17 protein-coding genes and 1 tRNA gene are annotated in these 18,469 nt (G+C 50.9%); 4 read left to right on the top strand and 14 right to left on the bottom strand.

The features are described 5' to 3' along the window. Nucleotides 1-38: 38 nt before the first annotated feature. The 6 genes from AC3CB2_RS05690 to AC3CB2_RS05665 form a co-directional block, all read right to left on the bottom strand. A complete protein-coding gene (locus AC3CB2_RS05690; RefSeq protein WP_352931745.1) occupies nucleotides 39-821 on the bottom strand; it encodes a TatD family hydrolase in 783 nt (260 codons plus the stop codon). 146 nt (nucleotides 822-967) lie between these two features. Then, the gene (gene metG, locus AC3CB2_RS05685) at nucleotides 968-2,521 is read right to left on the bottom strand and encodes a methionine--tRNA ligase (protein WP_352930238.1); all 1,554 of its coding nucleotides are present in this window, start codon (nucleotides 2,519-2,521) and stop codon (nucleotides 968-970) included. A 78-nt stretch (nucleotides 2,522-2,599) separates the two neighbouring features. Beyond that, nucleotides 2,600-3,661 carry a DNA polymerase III subunit delta' gene (locus tag AC3CB2_RS05680; protein WP_352930241.1) on the bottom strand — a complete coding sequence of 354 codons (1,062 nt, stop codon included), beginning with the start codon at nucleotides 3,659-3,661 and terminating at the stop codon, nucleotides 2,600-2,602. A 2-nt stretch (nucleotides 3,662-3,663) separates the two neighbouring features. Then, the gene (tmk, locus tag AC3CB2_RS05675) at nucleotides 3,664-4,347 is read right to left on the bottom strand and encodes a dTMP kinase (RefSeq protein ID WP_352930244.1); all 684 of its coding nucleotides are present in this window, start codon (nucleotides 4,345-4,347) and stop codon (nucleotides 3,664-3,666) included. Nucleotides 4,348-4,399: 52 nt separating this feature from the next. After that, nucleotides 4,400-5,617, bottom strand: a complete 1,218-nt coding sequence (locus AC3CB2_RS05670) for a D-alanyl-D-alanine carboxypeptidase family protein (RefSeq protein WP_352930247.1) — start codon at nucleotides 5,615-5,617, stop codon at nucleotides 4,400-4,402. Between the two features lie 109 nt (nucleotides 5,618-5,726). Then, nucleotides 5,727-6,869: a septal ring lytic transglycosylase RlpA family protein gene (locus AC3CB2_RS05665; RefSeq protein WP_352930250.1), complete on the bottom strand. Its 1,143-nt coding sequence runs from the start codon at nucleotides 6,867-6,869 to the stop codon at nucleotides 5,727-5,729. A 308-nt stretch (nucleotides 6,870-7,177) separates the two neighbouring features. Here AC3CB2_RS05665 and AC3CB2_RS05660 point away from each other — a divergent pair. Next, nucleotides 7,178-7,267 (top strand) — tRNA-Ser (locus AC3CB2_RS05660). 236 nt (nucleotides 7,268-7,503) lie between these two features. Then, nucleotides 7,504-7,833 carry a hypothetical protein gene (locus AC3CB2_RS05655; RefSeq protein ID WP_352930252.1) on the top strand — a complete coding sequence of 110 codons (330 nt, stop codon included), beginning with the start codon at nucleotides 7,504-7,506 and terminating at the stop codon, nucleotides 7,831-7,833. Nucleotides 7,834-7,928: 95 nt separating this feature from the next. Here AC3CB2_RS05655 and speB read toward each other — a convergent pair whose 3' ends face one another. Genes speB through speA form a run of 4 tightly spaced genes read right to left on the bottom strand, consistent with a single transcriptional unit; the run spans nucleotide 7,929 to nucleotide 13,101 of the window. Then, a complete protein-coding gene (gene speB, locus AC3CB2_RS05650; RefSeq protein ID WP_352930255.1) occupies nucleotides 7,929-8,789 on the bottom strand; it encodes an agmatinase in 861 nt (286 codons plus the stop codon). 9 nt (nucleotides 8,790-8,798) lie between these two features. Further along, a complete protein-coding gene (gene nspC / locus AC3CB2_RS05645) occupies nucleotides 8,799-9,974 on the bottom strand; it encodes a carboxynorspermidine decarboxylase (protein ID WP_352930257.1) in 1,176 nt (391 codons plus the stop codon). Nucleotides 9,975-9,978: 4 nt separating this feature from the next. Next, nucleotides 9,979-11,190 (bottom strand): saccharopine dehydrogenase family protein, encoded by a 1,212-nt coding sequence (locus AC3CB2_RS05640; RefSeq protein WP_352930259.1) that lies wholly within the window; start codon nucleotides 11,188-11,190, stop codon nucleotides 9,979-9,981. Nucleotides 11,191-11,211: 21 nt separating this feature from the next. Beyond that, nucleotides 11,212-13,101, bottom strand: a complete 1,890-nt coding sequence (speA, locus tag AC3CB2_RS05635) for a biosynthetic arginine decarboxylase (protein WP_352930261.1) — start codon at nucleotides 13,099-13,101, stop codon at nucleotides 11,212-11,214. Between the two features lie 338 nt (nucleotides 13,102-13,439). Between speA and AC3CB2_RS05630 the strand changes: the two genes are divergently transcribed. Together AC3CB2_RS05630 and AC3CB2_RS05625 are read left to right on the top strand one after the other, a co-directional pair. Continuing rightward, nucleotides 13,440-13,859: a helix-turn-helix domain-containing protein gene (locus tag AC3CB2_RS05630; RefSeq protein ID WP_352930263.1), complete on the top strand. Its 420-nt coding sequence runs from the start codon at nucleotides 13,440-13,442 to the stop codon at nucleotides 13,857-13,859. 528 nt (nucleotides 13,860-14,387) lie between these two features. Beyond that, nucleotides 14,388-14,819: a hypothetical protein gene (locus tag AC3CB2_RS05625; protein ID WP_352930265.1), complete on the top strand. Its 432-nt coding sequence runs from the start codon at nucleotides 14,388-14,390 to the stop codon at nucleotides 14,817-14,819. Nucleotides 14,820-14,906: 87 nt separating this feature from the next. Here the strand turns inward: AC3CB2_RS05625 and AC3CB2_RS05620 are convergent, their stop codons facing one another. Genes AC3CB2_RS05620 through AC3CB2_RS05605 form a run of 4 tightly spaced genes read right to left on the bottom strand, consistent with a single transcriptional unit; the run spans nucleotide 14,907 to nucleotide 18,456 of the window. Continuing rightward, nucleotides 14,907-15,434, bottom strand: coding sequence for a nitrous oxide reductase accessory protein NosL (locus tag AC3CB2_RS05620; RefSeq protein WP_352930267.1), 528 nt, complete (start codon nucleotides 15,432-15,434; stop codon nucleotides 14,907-14,909). Then, nucleotides 15,431-16,261, bottom strand: a complete 831-nt coding sequence (locus tag AC3CB2_RS05615; protein WP_014285692.1) for an ABC transporter permease — start codon at nucleotides 16,259-16,261, stop codon at nucleotides 15,431-15,433. Before AC3CB2_RS05615 ends, AC3CB2_RS05620 begins: the two co-directional genes overlap by 4 nt. Nucleotides 16,262-16,264: 3 nt before the next feature. Then, nucleotides 16,265-17,185, bottom strand: a complete 921-nt coding sequence (locus AC3CB2_RS05610; RefSeq protein ID WP_054785000.1) for an ABC transporter ATP-binding protein — start codon at nucleotides 17,183-17,185, stop codon at nucleotides 16,265-16,267. Further along, complete coding sequence (locus AC3CB2_RS05605) at nucleotides 17,182-18,456, bottom strand: nitrous oxide reductase family maturation protein NosD (protein ID WP_008546637.1); 1,275 nt, start codon at nucleotides 18,454-18,456, stop codon at nucleotides 17,182-17,184. Before AC3CB2_RS05605 ends, AC3CB2_RS05610 begins: the two co-directional genes overlap by 4 nt. Between the last annotated feature and the right edge of the window lie 13 nt (nucleotides 18,457-18,469).

The following is an 18,469-nucleotide window of genomic DNA, read 5'->3' as shown; positions in this document are numbered from 1 at the left end:
AAGAATAGTGGCAATACGATCCGCGTCAGTCTAGCCAATCACGCTGGCTGTGGCACCTTGGAAAACAGGCGCAGGAAGTTTTGTGTCGTGGCTTCAGCCATCTCTTCTTCTGAAACACCGAGAGCTTCTGCCAGTACCTTGTTGGTGTGTGCCACATAAGCTGGCTCATTGCGCTTTCCGCGCCATGGTTGCGGAGCAAGATACGGTGCGTCTGTTTCAACAAGAAGGCGATCTATTGGCAGTTCCGCTGCGATCTCACGCAGCTCTGTGGAACGCTTGAATGTGAGAATGCCGGAGAAGGACACGTAAAGGCCAAGCTCAAGGCCCTTCATTGCCAGTTCTTTGCCAGAGGAGAAGCAGTGAAGCAGTGCTGGAAAGGCTCCTACTTTCATTTCTTCTTCCAAGATACGCATCATATCGTCGTCAGCATCGCGGCTATGAATTACCAACGGCAACTGGGTTTCACGCGCTGCTTTGATGTGCGTGCGCAGGACCTTTTCCTGATCTTCCGGGGATGCGTTGTCATAGAAATAGTCCAGACCAGCTTCACCGATTGCGACCACTTTGGGGTGTTTGGAAAGTTCGATCAGTTCTTCTGCAGTCACGTCGGTCTCTTCCCCTGCCTGATGCGGGTGAGTTCCAACGGAGCAATAAACGCTGTCGTAGGCTTCTGCGATCTCTTTGATCTGCTCGAACTTGCGGACGCGCGTACAGATGGTGACCATCAGCTTGACGCCTGCTTTGTGGGCGCGCTCGATGATCTGGTCGCGTTCTTCTGCGAAATCCGGAAAATCCAGATGACAATGACTATCAACTAACATGGTCACAGCAAGAGCGCCTCCAGCGCGATTCTGTCAATAGGCCTTACCGACCTCTTGTGATATCCCTCGCGGGAAATGCCAGTGCATCTCCCTCATAAAAAAGGGAGGCTCATGCGCCTCCCCTTCAAGCCAGATAGATTGGCGTTTTATTCTGCAGTTTCCGGCTCAACATAGCGTGGGAACACGCCCTGTGGCTTCGGCAGTTCACGACCGCCTTGCAGACGGCCAGCTTCACCCAGCTGCGCAAATGACCGTTCATCGTCGGAAAGCACCAGCAGATCCAGCAGTTTACCTGCAGAAGTCGGCATGACTGGCTGCGCCAAAATACCAACCTGACGGATGATCTCTGCGGTGGTGTAAAGCACTGTGGCCATGCGTTCTGGATCGGTCTTCTTCAGTGCCCACGGCTCCTGAGAAGCGAAGTAACGGTTTGCTTCGCCAACGGTTGACCAGACGCACGCCAGAGCGTGATGGATTTCTTGCTTAGCCATGAAGCCACGGCACTTTTCAAGCATCTCATCAGCCTGCTGCAAGATCGCCATATCATCAGCGGAGAATTCGCCAGGAACCGGCAATTTGCCTTCACAGTTCTTGAAGATCATGGAGAGCGACCGCTGAGCCAGGTTGCCAATATCGTTGGCAAGGTCAGCGTTGATGCGGTTCACCATTGCTTCGTGGTTGTAGTTGCCATCCTGACCGAATGGAACTTCACGTAGGAAGAAATAGCGGATCTGATCCAGACCGTAGGTTTCCACCAGATCACGCGGTGCGATCACGTTGCCCAGAGACTTGGACATCTTCTCACCGGAGTTGAAGAGGAAACCGTGCGCAAACACGCGCTCAGGCAATGGAACACCAGCAGACATCAGAAATGCTGGCCAGTACACTGCGTGGAAGCGGATGATATCCTTACCGATGATATGAGCGTTTGCAGGCCAGAACTTAGCCATATCGCCGTCCATATCAGGATAGCCAAGCGCGGTGATGTAGTTGGTCAGTGCATCGACCCAAACGTACATAACGTGCTTTTCATCACCTGGAACCGGGATGCCCCAGTCGAAGGTGGTGCGAGAGATAGAAAGGTCTTTCAAGCCACCTTTTACGAAGCTCATCACTTCGTTGCGGCGTGCGTTTGGACCGATAAAGTCAGGGTTTTTCTCGTAAAGCTCAATCAGCTTGTCTTCGTAAGCTGAGAGACGGAAGAAATAGCTTTCCTCTTCAACCCATTCAACAGGTGTACCCTGAGGGCCATAGCGAACACCGTCTTCACGAACTTCCGTCTCGCCTTCCTGATAGTAGGCTTCGTCGCGAACGGAGTACCAACCGGCGTAGCTGTCTTTGTAGATGTCGCCAGCGTCAGCCATTTTCTGCCAGATTGCCTGACAGGATTTGTAATGACGCTCTTCGTTGGTCTGAATGAAATCGTCGTTGGAACAGCCAAGCATCTCCACCATTTCGCGGAAGAGTTTGGAGTTCTTGTCAGCAAGATCTGATGGTGACATGCCTTCCTTGACGGCGGTCTGAAGCATCTTCTGGCCGTGTACGTCCGTACCAGTCAGGAAGTGTACTTCACGGCCATCCAGTCTCTGGAAACGGGCCAGCACGTCAGTTGCAATTGCCTCGTAGGCGTGGCCGATATGCGGCTCACCATTTGGGTAGGAAATTGCCGTTGTAATATAGAAAGGCGATTTTTCTGTCATATCCTAAGGTGATCTCTTGATCCGGGATCTAAATCTGGAAAGTTCTTTGAGTGTTGGCTCAAAGATAACAGTCGTACGTCAGCTAGAGCTTGCTTTCCGCAGGTCAACGAGGAAAGTCAACACAACTTGCTTCCGATCGAGGTTTAAAGCATCTGCCGTTGAAGCAGCGCGGCCAACCTTTTCCCACAAGTCAGCCCACCTGACAAGCGCATCCGGCTTTGTGCTTGCATCTTTACGCAGTTGATTGCTCAAGAATGTGCGCGCAAGCTCCAAAAATGTGTTCCAGGCATCCTCTGCACCGCGTGCTGCAATCTTATCTGCAAAGCCATGCGCACGGATCATGTCCAGATTTGTGATGGTTTCAACCAGCCCGGTGAACTCTTGCGCTATATCCAGCGCACCGCCGTTTGCAGCCAGTGCTGCCTGACGTAAGCTCCCATCAGCCAGCGTGTGAAGGGCATCTGTGTTGCCGGATGGACCACATCCCATTTCTGTAAGGGCATGCTCAATCATCGGCTCTTCCAATTTGCGCATGGTGAGTTTGCGGCATCTGGAACGGATTGTTGGCAGCAACCGACCTGGATTGTGGGAGAGCAGAATGAACAAGGACTGTTTTGGCGGCTCTTCAAGGATTTTGAGGAGCGCGTTTGCAGCGGATTGGTTCATATCATCGGCAGAATCAACAATACAGATACGCCAGTTACCACCAGCTGCCGTAGAGCCGAAGAAACCTGTCGTCCTACGCACTTCATCGACCGGAAGATCTCGTTTGAATCGTTTGCCTTTCAAATCCCACGGACGGCGTAAATGCAGAAGGTCTGCATGGGAACCTGCGGCAACCATTTGTGCATTATGGCTTTCTGGTGGAACGTACAGGCTGTTGGCTGCCATAACAGGCGTTGAAAAGCGATCAGGATGTTCAAGGATGAAGCGTACGAAACGAAATGCAAGCGTGGCTTTACCGATGCCTTTGGGGCCACCGAGAATCCAAGCATGATGAAACCGCTGCGATCTATAGGCGTCAAGCAGTTCTGTCTCAGCCAATTCATGGCCGTAAAGACGTGTTTGCTCGCGTGGGAGCGGCAGGCCGTCGACCTCGTCAAATTCAGGGACTTCTTCGATTATGGGAGCTTTGGCCATACTCACCCTTCCCTGTTTGCGTCAGGTTCGCCTGTTTCCTGCAGGATCTGCTCAGCGAAGCGGTCCTGTACTGCCTGCCAGATGTCATCGGTTACCTTATCCTGAGGCTGGTCGCCGTCAATCACCACGATGCGATCTGGCTCATTGCGGGCCATTTCCAGAAACAGCTCTTGTCGGCGGCGGTGCGTATCCAATGTATCTGTTTCAAACCGATCTGGTCCATCAAACTCAACTGGAGCTGTGCGCTTTGAGACGCGGGCCAAGCCAACTTCGGGCGTTACGTTAATGAGCAACGTCATATCCGGCTTGTGACCAGCGATAGCAACTTGCTGCAGAGCTTCTACAGTTGGTGTGGGTACGCCAGATTCACCCTGATAAACGCGGGATGAGTCTGCAAAGCGGTCACACAGAACCCATTTGCCGTCCTCGAGCGCCGGTTTGATGAGTGTGTCGATGTGGTCAGCACGGGCTGCTGCAAACAGAACGGCTTCGGCAGTGACACCGTAGTCTTTTGCTGCGCCTGACAGGAGCACTTCGCGAACGAGCTCAGCGCCTTGTGAACCGCCGGGTTCGCGTGTGGTGACAGCTTCAATTCCTTTGGCCGCGAGTTTGTCGCGTAAGCGCTGGATTTGAGTCGACTTACCGGCGCCTTCACCGCCTTCAAAACTGATAAAAATACCCGACAACGTCGAACAGGCCTCCAAGACCTTCGGAATTCAATAGTGCTGAAACCCGGTGCTAAAACAACTGGTAGAAGAACTCTCCAAGGGCATCCCATGCGCGGCCCTGAAGGTCTCCAATGGCTACATCCTCTCCTGTAACCAGTGTTGCCCGATAAATCACGTCATTTTTGGAAAGAACTTGCAGTTCTCCCACTTCCATTCCTTTTTCAATAGGTGCTGGAATGGGGCCATTGTAGACGACACGGAGCTTATACTTGTCTTTCTCATTCGGGTTGATGAGCGTGGCGACAGCATCATTTGTCTTCAAAGATACAGTGGTTTTCTTGCCACCGTAGACTCGTGCATCACTAACAAGTTCGCCTTTGCGAAAGAACTGTTGCAGCTTCAAGCCGGAAAACGTGGGCAGCAGCAGGGTTTTCATATCCTGCACGCGATCTTGAAGCGTTGGAGAGGCTGCAATTGCTGCAACATAGCGGTGACCGTTGCTATCCAGCGTTCCGAGTGCCGCGAAGCCCTCTCGCTCAGAGAACCCTGCACCAAACCCATCAAGGCCTTCGATGTCACGTATGAGCGGGTTTTTGTTGCGCTGGGTGATCTTGTTCCAGGTGAAGCGGTCCATGGCAAAGACGGAATGCAACTCCGGCTCATGTTCCAGAACATACGCTGCGAGAAGAGTCAGATCTTCGAGTGTGGTCTTGTGGTTTTCATCGGGAAAGCCAGTTGGGTTGGTGAAGTTTGAGTTCTCCATACCAATGGACTTGGCCAGCTTGTTCATTTCCTGGGCAAAGTTTTCTTCACTACCAGCAAGCCCCTCAGCCAAAATGATTGCGGCATCGTTTGCGCTGTGTACTATCAGTCCATACATCAGATCATTGACAGACACCGATGAGTTCAGTCGCGCAAACATTGTTGTGACGCGTGCTGGTGCACCGCCAGTGCGCCAAGCATGCTCACTAACCTTGAACATGGTTTGTGGCGTGATGTCACCAGCATGGATGGCCTGCTGAACGGTCACGGCAGTCATCAGCTTTGTCAGGTTGGCCGGAGCCATCAGAACCTGAGAGTTTTTGGAGAAAACGAGCGACTTGTTTGTGAAATCGTAGAGCGTTGCAGCTTTGGCTTTGATTTCGACAGCTTGAGCCGTTGGGGCTGCGAGTATGCTGCAGAACGCCAATGCAGCTATGGCTGATGCTCTCCAGTTTTTAGGAGATGTCCAGTACTTGCAGTTGTCTTGAGATTTATGCTGTTTGCACTTCTGCCACCCAACTTGCACGCCTGCGTCTCCCTGATTGATTTTGGTGGGGCTATGCTACGCCCCATCCTTTAAAACAAACACTAACGCAGGTGTGCTGACTGGGTAAAGCCGTTTAGAACTAAATGACTTAGTGATTTTGACCAGTATGAGATAGCAGTAGCTCTTTCAGGCCTGAGCCACCAGAAACAGACTTGAATGCATCATGCGCACTGTTGAGCCTGTGCTCAGATGCATAAGATGAAATTGCATTGCCAGTCTGGAAGGTTGGCGCAGTGCTGGTAGGCGTTTTGTAGACCCCAGAGCTTGGTGGTGGCAGCAGAGATGTTCCAAAGGAAGTCGAAACAGGCTGTGCAGCAATGGCTGGTTTCGGAGCGTTTGGATTTGCGCCGGTGGACAATGCGCTGTTGATCCGGTTTTTAAAGCTGCTGATGGACGCAACCTGTGTTGTGCTCAGGTTACGTTCGTAAACCACTGCTGGATCAAGCTGGTTGGCATTGAACGCCAGAACGTTCTCCGCTGCCAGAATAGGTGTGTCGTATGGCCTGCTTTTTGGCATTGGTGCTGGGCCAGAGATACGGTTCACAGGATTTGCAAAGGCGAACATGGTGCGCGGCGCAGAGCTGCCACCATTCCAGTTTCCACCATTGCCGGAATAGGACGCTAGAAGCTTTTTCTCATCCCGCCCATGGAGTGGCGCACGACCGACGTACTCCACGCGAACTTTTGCAACACCGCTGGATTTGGTGCCGAGCATGCCAGCAACGCGTTCTGACAAGTCGATGATACGATTGTCATGGAACGGACCGCGGTCATTCACACGCACAACCATGGACTTGCCGTTCTGAAGATTTGTCACTTTGGCATAGCTTGGTAGCGGCATGGTTGGATGCGCTGCAGTCAGTGCGTTACGATCGAAGATTTCACCGTTAGCAGTTTTGCGGCCATGGAAAGTTGGGCCATACCATGATGCCTTACCGGTTTTCTTGTAGTTGTCGTCCCTTTTGGGATAGTACCACTTGCCGGCCACTTTATACGGTTTGCCAACAACAGCGCGCCCTCCTCCTTTGGGAACAGGTTTAGAGCCTTTCACCACACGAGGACTTGCAGCTACGCCGTATTTCTTTTCACTGAACTTCACTTTATCCATGCCGCCACCGCAGGCTGCAATGCCTGCGCACAGGGCAACCACAGATATGCTGGTTGCTACGCGTTTGATCGTTTCGGGAGCAGGTGCTTTCACCGAATAGCCCCAATTCAGTAAAGAAGTCATACCGTTGTTACTCACTACATGTTCGGCACTGACGGATTTCAGATTGGTTGAGCAGAAATACCCGAGCTCACTACAAACTGAACCAATATTAAAAAGATAGCCGATAAACCTTAACTGAATCCGATCAAAATGTCTCCACAAGAAAGAGAGATTTTTGCCTAAGCTAACTTCCTTAGGGGAAATGGCGGTTTTGATAGGACTGATTGATTTCACTGTGAAAAAAATAAATTCATGCTGTGGAACAAGTTTTACGCGCGCTTGACTTTGAGGGCCGCATGAACGAAATAGAGCCCACACCACACAGCGCCGGAGAGGTGGCAGAGTGGTTGAATGCACCGGTCTTGAAAACCGGCGGGCGTGGAAGCGTCTCGTGGGTTCGAATCCCACCCTCTCCGCCATCTATCTTAGTGATAGATAAGGCAAAAAAGAACCCACCTTCGCGGTGGGTTTTTTGCTTTCTGGGCTAAAGCAAAATAGCCTGAGTTCCCGGAAAAAGAGAGTGAGTGTTGGCAGCCGTCTGGGCCGCTGTATCCGGAAATTGAACTCAGTCCTTCAGAATGCCTTTGAGGAAATTGCAAGATAGACAGTCGGAAGCGGCGTAGTCACACTGGCACTTTCTTCACGGGGATTTTCGATGAAACGCTTAGTTTTGGCTGCCGGCCTCTCCTGTTCGCTCGCTGTGCCTGCTTTGGCGCAAGTGCCCAAAGATATGATCAAAGAGATTTTTCTGATCGACACGATGGATAACTTCTGTGAGCTCGGCATCGTGCACGAGCGGACACTGGATTACATCAGGGAAAATAAACTCAAAACTACGCCAAACTACATCATCCTTGTTCAGCAAAGTATCAGCTTGGCGGGTGAGGTTCAGCATACGCTGGAAGATGCTCATGAGGATGCAAGTGGTGTCGTGTGCATTCAGATCCGTGAGCGGGCAAAAGAACTCAATCTGCTAGGTAAGTAAGTCAAAGGTGCAGATTTAGGGCAAATGGGAGCATAAATGAAAAGAGCTGCAATCAATTGATCGCAGCCCTCCGTTTTGATTGATTAACTTAGCGATCAGCCCTGTGAGGACAGCGCGGCAGCCATGAGACGGTAGGTGATCTGAGCGGCGGTGAAGTCCCATGCGGCATTACCGTCAGGTGCCAGTTCGACTATATCAAGACCGACGCACTTGCGGTCTTTGAGGGCATGTTCCACAAGATGAATGGCCTGATAGTAGCCAAGGCCTCCTGGAACCGGTGTGCCGGTGGCTGGCATTTGGGATGGATCAAGGCCGTCGACATCAAAGGAAATGTAGATGTCCTCTGGGAAGTCTTCCGGCAAATCAACAGCATGCAAGCCTTTGGTCACCAGCTCTTCCGCATCGACAAAGAACACCTTGTTCTCTGAGCGACTATCCATTTCCTGCTGGCAGAGTGCGCGTACGCCGAACTGAGCGAGGGAGTTCCCCTCTTCCACCAGAAGGTTCATGACAGAGGCGTGAGAATGCTTTTCACCTTGATACGCAATGCGCAGGTCTGCGTGTGCATCTACCTGCACGATCCCTACCGGCTTACCAAGCGCGCGAGCGACACCGGTCACAGCGCCGTAGGATATAGAGTGTTCGCCGCCGAGCGTAACCGGGATCTTGCCAGCTTTGACCGCAGCTTCCGTGCGCTGTGCCAGACGTTCCATCACCTCAGGAAGAGGTCCATCGCACACGACTGGCTCTTGCGTAGAGATGCCGGAAGAGCATGGTTCAACGCCATTACTGCCGCGTTCGAGCTCGTTGCTTGCTTCGATAATAGCTTCCGGCCCCTTGACGGTGCCCGAGCCATAAGAAACAGTGCGCTCCAGGGGCATCGGAATGATGGTGAAGAGTGCGCCTTCTGCCTTGCGTTCTGCTTCAGTTAGCTCACTGTCGAGAAAAACAGACATTTTGTACCTTTAGGAAAGACGGTTCAGGAAATCATCGTAGGAGAACTCGCGAATAATCTTGAGTTCGTCGCTCTCAGAGTTCCAAAGGGCGATTGTTGGTAGAGGAACACCATTGAAGGTGTTGGTTTTCACCATCGAATAGTGCGCCTGGTCAAGAAACGCGAAACGGTCGCCAATCTGGAGTGGCTCTGCCCGGGTGTAATCCCCGATGACATCGCCCGCAAGGCAAGATGGACCGCCGAAGCGGTATGTATGCCCCTCTTCCGCTTCATCCAGCATGGCCGGACGATATGGTGCCTCGATGACGTCCGGCATATGACAGGTTGCGGAAATGTCCACGATTGCCAGATCCATGCCGTTCTTTGGCAGGTCCAAAACTTCGCCAATCAGGATGCCTGCATCCAGAGCAACAGCTTCACCTGGCTCCAAATAGACTTCCAGGCCCGTTTCTGCGCGCACATCTTTGATGAAGGCGATAAGGGCTTCGCGGTCGTAATCCTCACGAGTGATATGATGACCACCGCCGAAGTTGATCCACTTCAGCTGGCCGAAATACGGTGCGAGCTTATCTTTGACCGCGTTCCATGTACGCTGGAGAGGCTCGAACTCCTGCTCACAGAGCGTGTGCATATGGATGCCGTCAACGCCTGTCAGAACTTCTGCACTCAGTTGGGAAACCGGAAAACCGAGCCGTGAGCATGGAGCGCAGGGATCGTATTTTTCCAATTCACCTTCGGAATGTTCCGGATTGATGCGCAGCCCCACATCCACATTGTGTTTCGCGGCCCGCACATTTGGCAGAAAGCGGTCCTTTTGAGCAGCTGAGTTGAAGATCATGTGATCGGTGTAACCGATGATCTCATCAATCTCACTGGCCTTATAGCCCGCGCAGAATGTAGCGACTTCACCACCATACTTCTCGCGGCCCAAGCGTGCTTCATACAGGCCAGAAGCACAGGTTCCTTCCAGATACTCGCGCACCACTGGGGCCAATGCGAACATTGAGAAGGCTTTTAGGGCAGCAAGAACATGCGCGCCGGAACGGTCAGCAACGTCTTTAAGCATAGAGAGGTTGCGGCGGACCGCAACCTCATCAACAACGAAACAGGGACTTGGCACTCGGGAGAGATCAAAAGATTTGAACGCTCCCGCATCACCAGCCTGTGTCTGCATAAACTCAGCCATCAGCTTAGAACTGAACCGGACCGTCGAGTTCTTTAACCTGCCATGGCAGGCCGTGCTCGTTCAGCATGTCCATGAAGTTGTCTGGGTCCAGCTGTTCCATGTTCCACACGCCCGGCTCTTTCCAGTTCCCTTTCAGGATCTGTGCTGCACCGATCATCGCAGGAACGCCAGTGGTGTAGGAAACCGCCTGAGAGCCTACTTCTGCGTAGCACTCTTCGTGGTCACAGATGTTGTAGATGTAGTAGGTTTTCTCGCCGGAACCGTCTTTTGCCTGACCAGTTGCGATATCACCAATACAAGTTTTGCCTTTGGTCAGCTCACCCAGACCGCTTGGGTCTGGCAGAACGGATTTAAGGAACTGCAGCGGGATAATTTCGTGGCCTTCGTGCATGACTGGCTCGATAGAGGTCATGCCGATACCTTCAAGCACGCGGACGTGGTTGATGTAAGCATCACCGAAGGTCATCCAGAAACGCGCACGCTCAATTTCGGTGAAGTGGGTTTTCAGGCTTTCCAGTTCCTCATGGTACATGAGGTACATGTTTTTCTCGCCAACGCCCGGGAAGTCGAATGCCACTTTGTGGGTCATTGCTGGGCTGGTTACCCAGTCGCCTTTTTCCCAGTGGCGAGCGTCTGCGGTTACTTCACGGATGTTGATTTCCGGGTTGAAGTTGGTCGCAAATGCTTTGCCGTTGTCACCACCGTTACAATCGAGGATGTCGATCTGACGGATGTTTTCGAGCTTGTGCTTCTTCAGCCAAGTTGCGAATACGGAGGTTACGCCCGGATCGAAGCCAGAGCCGAGAATTGCGGTCAGGCCAGCTTCTTTGAAGCGCTCCTGATAAGCCCACTGCCAGTGGTACTCGAATTTTGCTTCGTCTTCTGGCTCGTAATTTGCGGTATCCAGATAGTTGATGCCAGCTTCCAGACATGCGTCCATCAGCTTGAGATCCTGATACGGCAATGCCAGGTTCACCAGCAACTCAGCGCCACTTTCTTTGATGAGAGCAACAACTGCTGCGACATCCATTGCGTCTACTTCAGCAGTCTTGATCTCAACGCCGGTTTTCTCTTTAACGCTTTTTGCGATGTCGTCACACTTGAACTTGCGACGGGATGCCAGCGTGATTTCGGAGAAGATATCCGAGTTTATTGCCATTTTGTGTACGGCAGCGGAGGAAACACCACCAGCGCCGATTACCAGAGTTTTACCCATGTCTATTCCCCGGTCCTTGGATTATTCGTAATAAGTGTAGCCGTTGATGCTGTCACGATAGGCAGCAACCAACGTGCGTCGGTCAGCATTCTTGAGTGTGCCGGCGGAGACCGCCTCATCAATGAGCTTGCGGAATGCATCTACGCAATCGCGAGGATCATACTCTACATAAGAGAGAACCTGCGAGATTGTATCGCCTTCAACTTCCTGAAGCAGATCAAATCCGCCATCTGCTCTCAGGTCAATGGTTGCGACATTGGTGTCGCCGAACAGGTTGTGCAGATCGCCCAATGTTTCCTGATAGGCCCCAACAAAAAAGACGCCAAGATAGTATGGTTTGCCTTCTTCAAGCGTATGCACCGGCAGAGATGGTGAGATACCATCTGAGAGGATGAACTTGTCAACTTTGCCATCACTATCGCAGGTGATGTCAGAGAGTACTGCACGGCGATCAGGAACTTCGTTCAGGCGCTGCAGTGGAACAATTGGATGCAGCTGATCAATAGCCCAGACGTCTGGCAGAGATTGGAAGAGAGAGAAGTTGCAGTGATAGATATCAGCAACTTTTTCCAGCTGCTCATCAATCTCCGGCGCTGTACCCGCTGGTGGCGCAAGTTCTTTGATCTTGGACATCAGATGCAGATAGATGCGTTCTGCACGGCCCATCTGACGCAAGTTGATGTAGCCACGACGGAATAATGCGCGCAGTTCGTTGCGATAGAAGTTGGCGTCGTTCAAACACTCCTGAAGACGCTCTGCGTTGAGATAGCCTTCAACGGCTGCAAGGTCTGCGACCAAATGGTGGTCGTCTTCTTCAGGCTTTGGTGCGGTTGGCGCATCAAACAATGTCGCTTCAAGAACGTTGAAGAGCAGCATTGAGGATGTTGCAACAACGGCACGGCCACTTTCCGTAATCAGTGTAGGATGCGTGAGCTCAGCTTCGTCCATTGCATAGGCAACAGTTTCCACAACGTTGGCACAGTACTCTTCAACGGAGTAGTTGGTGGAGTTTTCAATTGCCTTTTTCTCACCGGTATAGTCGACGCCGAGACCGCCGCCCAGATCAAGATGGGTCAGCTCAGCTCCTTCCCTTGTCAGCTCAACGAAGTAGCGACAGGCTTCACCCACAGCGCGGCGGACATCATTGACGTCCGGCACCTGGGAGCCGAGGTGGGAATGCTGAAGTTTCAGGCAGTGCAGAAGTTTCGCTTCGCGTAGCTTATCGATCACAGAGACAAGCTGGTCGGTGTTCATCCCAAATGTGGAACGATCACCGGAGCTTTCTTCCCATTTGCCGCCAATCTGGTTGGTTAGCTTAACACGCACGCCGAGAAGTGGCTCTTCACCGAGCTCTTCCACCACATCGATGACTGTTTCAAGCTCTTTTGGGCTTTCCAGAACGATAATGGTGTTGAAGCCGAGCTTGCGCGACAGGATTGCAAGGCGGATAAACTCTTCGTCTTTTACCCCATTACAAACAATCAAGGCGTCTTTTGGCAAACGGTGTGCAAGTGCAATGACTAGCTCAGGTTTTGAACCAGCTTCCAAGCCGTAGGAGTAAGGGCGACCAAACTCAACAATACGATCAACGACCTGTGCCTGTTGGTTCACCTTAATCGGGAAAACACCGCGATATTTCCCTTTGTAGCCAACACGCTTGATCGCGTCTGCCATGGAATTATTGATGTGTGCGATTTCGTTTTGCAGAAACGAACTGACGCGCAGCAAAAGTGGAGAATGGATACCACGTTGTTCAAGGTCGTGAACGATCTCCGGAAGACTCACTTTCGGAGCGTCCGGCATCAAAGGATTACTTAGTGCAATATCGCCGTTCGGCAGCACAGAGAGAAGATCTTTACCCCAGCGCCCCATGCCGTAAATGGCATGAGCAGTACCTTGATTATTTGGCAACCATTTATCCCCTTCCAGAATTGATTTTGCCCCATTTACTCATGGTGTATCCATCTGACAAGCCCAATCTTAGCGTTCTAAACATCAGAGCGGACAGAACAGGTGCACAAATCATTTTTTGCGGAAATTAAATCTACAACCTGAGATTTTAGTGATGCCGAAAAATGAGTAGTTTTCAAAAAGGTGTAGGCCAGCTGAAGACATCAGTAGGATGTCCCCCTGATTTTTTGCGGATATCTTTCTTGGTTATTTATTTGCGAGCAATCGGGGGATAGATTAATTGCACTAACCGGATTACTTCTCCATGAGACTTTGTTTTTAGCGACTGCAGAGCAACCATGACTTGGCAAGAGCGACTTCAAAAACTTCGCAAGCAGAATGACCTTACAGTTAAAGATTTGGCAAGGCGTGCAAACGTTGGTTATGACAATCTTTACAAGATCGAAAAAGGTCTCATCGAGAATCCGCGTGGGGACACGCTTGGAAAGCTGGCAGAAGCGCTTGGTGTAAATGAACAGTTTCTTCGTTTTGGTCTGCATGGAGTTGGAGACGCAAAGTATCTTGATGATGCGCAGATTTTGGCTGAGTTGGACGAAAATACGAGCCAGACTGACCTTGATCTGATTGATAGTGCCTGGAAACAAGCGCTCGAGATTGAATCTCAAGTGTATGGCCCCGGCAGCAAAGCTCCTACGAATTTTGTATCGATGATGTTTGCGCGTATCTACCAAGAGATGTTGAAGCGTAATGAGCACTAACTAATGCAGGTTTGTCTGTTAAAGGAGTTCAGCTGAACTCTGATAGGTCGGATTTCATGAGTGTTCAATAACTTATTGAAAATCGATGTAGTGGAAGTAGCTTAGCCTCCCTGACCAGAAGCTTCATAAATCCTATTTAGTCCTCCGTTCGTGATCTCAGTTAAACCTTATAGGGGGTTTCCACCTATTGGGTAGAATGAGAAGCAAACTCTTTTTGCGAGTTATCCGAGATATTTTCTTTGGAATATGTTTTGTGTATTCATCAGTTCGACAACTTATCCAATGTCGTTGATGGAAGCCTACACGTCTGTATTTTCTAAATAATTTCGAATGAGGTTTGTTTAAGAATCTACATATTAATTAAATGCATGATGCATGTTGTTTAAAGCTTGAGTTTATTTACCTTTCCACCATCTTAAATCTAAGATATGGATTTATTATCCAATTCAACTTTGATTTGTATGCCCTGTCCCATTTTGCAGGGAATAGCTTTGGGGATTGGAGACCTATTTGGACGGTTTGTCTTGATTGGTACTTTTTGATTTTGCTTTTAGTTCTCTAGTTGAAAGAGCTCTTATGCCCATCGACTTAAATCGCGCTGATCATTCTAATGAAGTGGAAAATAAGCACTCAACTGCGCGGCAAGATGTTTTTGATGAACTTCTGAAATCAGCAACTGCACATGGTTCCGAAACCGGATCTGATATCGATTTTCTGAACATGTTCGGTTCAGACATCTCACTTTGTGAACCCGAGCTGGGTTCTATTGTAAAGCACAGAGATACAGAGGAAGTTGGATTTGTGTGCGGTGAGACGACGATGCTGTCCGGGCTTCGTGCATTCAAGTTTAGGCCCTTTGATAGTGCCCCAACTGAGAGCGTAACCTGTGATCCGGATGAGCTGATAGTAGTTGGCGATCCAAAACTTCGGGTTGGCTATCCAGTTCACTGTAAAAACTGATCGAGGCAGTGATTAATCAGCACAGACATAGCAAACAAAAAACGCTCCATTTCTGGAGCGTTTTGTTTTTTAGAGCTTGATCAACGACTAGTTGTCAGAAGCATCGCTGAGTGTAAACTCAACTGGTTTGAGCACATACTCGCTAGGGATTTCGGCAAGTTTAACAATCTTACCTCCATTCTCAGCTGAGAATTTTTCTGCGCCTGCTTTGGTGCCAAATGGGATTGCCTCTGGGGCTCCCATTCCGCCTATCTGCGAACTCTCAATCACAAAGAAAGCGGCATCTGCATCGATCCAGTTGTTGTTACCTGGCTGCTCCCAGCTTTCTGCTTTATCCATGTCATTTACATAGATAGCTACATAGTCTTTAGATTCTTCCGGGAGACGCGTGAATGCGACAGCGTCACGTATCTGAGAGAACCAAAGCGGGAATGGATTACCCGCAAGGTGGATCTGTGCCTTTGGTCCTTCGTGGTCCAATATGGTCATCTGGCAGTAGTGACCTGCAGCTTCAGCACTCAGCTCCATAGCAGCTGGTTTCGCGATTTGCTGCTCTTCCTGACAGGCTGCCAGAAGCAACGTGACACCAACGACTGCAAACAGTTTCGTCATCATGGGGAGACCCTCTTAAGCAGTAGGATAGCACCAGACATGGCAGCGCCAGCGAACACGAAGATGGAGGCAAGTGCTGCTGCTGGTGGGAATGGAAGACTTTCTGCAACGCCCGCCATGCCGCCAACCATTGCGTTTGCATTCAATGCTGACAGGTTGAAGAGACGGAAAGCGTCTGCCGGGTTTGCCAGGAGTGCAAACGGGAAGACGGTGGATGCAAAGAAACCTTCGCTATCTGCAACGAGTGCACCGAGCAAAGCCAGATCATAGAGAACGATCAGAACAAGCCAGATACCAATCGCCATTGCGGCTGCAGTTGTGACCTGACGCACCAATGCACTGACAATGTAACCAAGTGCGAGGAATGCAAAGCCGAGGATCGCAGAGGTACCGATCAATCGTGCGAAATCGATGAAACCGCTTGTATCTCCACCACCTGTTGCTGCCAGCATACCTGCTGTTGCTCCATAACCTAATGTCAGAGCCAGCAATAGGACGCAGATGTGACCGACTGCCTTACCAATGAGGAACTCACTTCGCGTCATTGGAGAGGAGAAGATCAAGAGCAATGTACCGCGTTCGATCTCGCCGGCAACTGCATCAAAAGCCAGCAATAGTGCGATCAAGGGAACCAGATAGACTGATAAGCTGGAGAGTGATGCCACGGTGATGGTCATGCGGCTCACGTCGAGTGTACCAGCTGGTGCAGAACCAAGTAGTGCGAGCGCCATGGAAAATGCTGCCAGAATAACAACGGACAGCAGGATCCAGCGGTTACGCAGACCGATACGGAACTCTTGGCCAGCTACTGTTAGGATACGCTGAAACATGACTCAAGCCTCCCCTGCACTATCTTCGGCATTCGCCTTTTCGGAGAAGTGCTTATAGACGTCGTCCAGTGTTGGCAGATGCACATCGATATCCTCGATCATGGCACCCAAGCTGGTAACAGCCGCAATTCTCGCGATCTTGTCTTCATGTGCGCACATGATCTCTACACTGCGGCAGTTAACTGGAGTGCCACCAAGACGGTTTGCCAGCTGCTCAGCTGGTTCGTCCTTGGCTTTCACCTTCAGGCGAATTGGCAGACGGGCTGCTGTGCGCAGGTGTTCCAGAGTGTCATTGGCAACAAGTTTGCCTTTAGACATGATCAAGATGCGATCTGTGCGAGCTTCCATTTCTGTCAGTGCATGAGATGACAGAAGTACGGTTGCGCCGTTTCCAGAAATCTCTGTTACGAGATCGTAGAAGTTCTGGCGTGAAATCGGATCCAGACCACTGGTTGGCTCATCGAGCAACACCAGTTTGGGTGTGCCGATTAAGGCTTGTGCGAGGCCAAGACGCTGCCGCATACCTTTTGAGTAGGTGCCAACCCGGCGTGTACCAGCTTCTGCAAGACCAACGCGTTCGAGCAGTCCGACTGCTTTCTTCGGGTCTTCGCCTTTTAGCTTGGCGTAGTATTTGAGAACTTCAACACCTGTCAAAGTCCTTTGGAAGGCAACAGATTCTGGCAGAAACGCGGTGGAAGAGCGCGCTTTATCACTACCAGGCTCTGCGCCCAAAACTTCAATCCGTCCAGCAGATGGTGTCAGGAAGCCAAGTGACATTTTGAAGAATGTCGTCTTACCTGCACCGTTATGACCGAGCAGCGCTACCCTCTCTGCGCCTCCCAGTTCAAAGGAAAGATCTTTAACAGCATCCCGTCCATCGAAGGTCTTGCGGACGTTTTCAGCTCGAAGAACTGTATTATTCATCTTCTTGCTCCTACCTTCGGCATTGCTATTTCCGGAGCGTGCATCAGAGGTTTGGTATCTACGATGCCACCTGGCAAAAGTGCCGGAAACTGCGATTGGGTCCAGCTGAGGAGCTGGACTGCAGGACTTCCGGTGAGCAGCTTTGCGGCAGGCTGTGTCCAGAGAATTTGATCGACCATGTCGTTTGGCCGGTAGGCGGTGTCAGCTACTCCATCTCCATTCATGTCAAAGGCTGAATGATCACTCCAGAAGTTTCCGCGACCTTCGTATGTCCATTCCAGGTGGCGTGTGCCCACGTACTTCACCTGTGTCTTGTTTCCAATGAAGGCATTGTTGGAAAATTTGTTTTTTGCAGAACCTGCAGTGAAGTGAACCCCGATGTCACAGCGCTCAAACTTGTTGCCGTCAACAATGTTTTTGTTGGCGTTGTACATGAATAAGCACTTCTCAGGAGAAGCTTTCACATAGTTTCCGGTAATCACGGCATTGTTGGCGTAGTTCAGCATCAAGCCATGGTCACGGTCATCTTTAGAGATGTTGCCCGTAATCGTGAGTTTGTCTGAGAACATCAGCGCATAACCGATGTGATTGCCGACTGACACGTTGTTGGAGATAGTGCCCTTATTGCCGTACATGTAATGCACTGCAAAGCGGGTTTTTTCGAAATAGTTGTTTTTGAAAGTATCGTTCGGGCTGGTGTTTACGAAAACGCCGTCCCGACCATATTTGATGGTGTTGTATTCCACCAAAAGTCTTGGCGAGTTCCAGACATAGATGCCATTTCCGCGCTCGTTAGGGCGCAGATCGCGACGACCTTCAATCAGGTTGTCGGCTATGTAAGCATCATCCGGTCCGTGTGCATCGACACCAACCAGATTGTTGAGGAACTTGTTACCTGTAATTCGGGCACGATCTGCTTTTTTTGTCAGCTTCACGCCTGAATCGATTGTTTGGTTGGAAAGACCTGAACCGGTGATGACCAGTCCATCGACGACCACATCTGGTGCTTCGACAGTTATTACTGAGCCTTTGCCATTGCCTTTAAGCTCTGCGCCTGGCTCTCCTTTAAGCACCAAAGACCGATCGATGACGACCGGTCCCTGATGAACTCCAGCAGACAGGCGCAAAACGTCTCCGTCCTGCGCCTCTCTCAAGGCGCGGGCTAAGGCATCAGGCTGTGCCGGTACAATGATTTCAGCAGCGTGAGCAGAAACGCTCACGCCAACCAAAGCCGTCGCACCTAGCAGCAATTGCCAGAAGGACCTTGTCATGCCCGCAACTCCC

Source organism: Pseudovibrio sp. SCP20 (assembly GCF_057774105.1).
This window is presented reverse-complemented; position numbering and strand designations above follow the sequence as displayed.

Bases quoted from the DNA above. Each gene is read 5' to 3' on its own strand.
- AC3CB2_RS05690 (WP_352931745.1), bottom strand. From the start codon at position 821: ATGTTAGTTGATAGTCATTGTCATCTGGATTTTCCGGATTTCGCAGAA.
- metG (WP_352930238.1), bottom strand. From the start codon at position 2,521: ATGACAGAAAAATCGCCTTTCTATATTACAACGGCAATTTCCTACCCA.
- AC3CB2_RS05680 (WP_352930241.1), bottom strand. From the start codon at position 3,661: ATGGCCAAAGCTCCCATAATCGAAGAAGTCCCTGAATTTGACGAGGTC.
- AC3CB2_RS05665 (WP_352930250.1), bottom strand. From the start codon at position 6,869: ATGACTTCTTTACTGAATTGGGGCTATTCGGTGAAAGCACCTGCTCCC.
- AC3CB2_RS05655 (WP_352930252.1), top strand. From the start codon at position 7,504: ATGAAACGCTTAGTTTTGGCTGCCGGCCTCTCCTGTTCGCTCGCTGTG.
- speB (WP_352930255.1), bottom strand. From the start codon at position 8,789: ATGTCTGTTTTTCTCGACAGTGAGCTAACTGAAGCAGAACGCAAGGCA.
- nspC (WP_352930257.1), bottom strand. From the start codon at position 9,974: ATGGCTGAGTTTATGCAGACACAGGCTGGTGATGCGGGAGCGTTCAAA.
- AC3CB2_RS05640 (WP_352930259.1), bottom strand. From the start codon at position 11,190: ATGGGTAAAACTCTGGTAATCGGCGCTGGTGGTGTTTCCTCCGCTGCC.
- AC3CB2_RS05630 (WP_352930263.1), top strand. From the start codon at position 13,440: ATGACTTGGCAAGAGCGACTTCAAAAACTTCGCAAGCAGAATGACCTT.
- AC3CB2_RS05620 (WP_352930267.1), bottom strand. From the start codon at position 15,434: ATGATGACGAAACTGTTTGCAGTCGTTGGTGTCACGTTGCTTCTGGCA.
- AC3CB2_RS05615 (WP_014285692.1), bottom strand. From the start codon at position 16,261: ATGTTTCAGCGTATCCTAACAGTAGCTGGCCAAGAGTTCCGTATCGGT.
- AC3CB2_RS05610 (WP_054785000.1), bottom strand. From the start codon at position 17,185: ATGAATAATACAGTTCTTCGAGCTGAAAACGTCCGCAAGACCTTCGAT.
- AC3CB2_RS05605 (WP_008546637.1), bottom strand. From the start codon at position 18,456: ATGACAAGGTCCTTCTGGCAATTGCTGCTAGGTGCGACGGCTTTGGTT.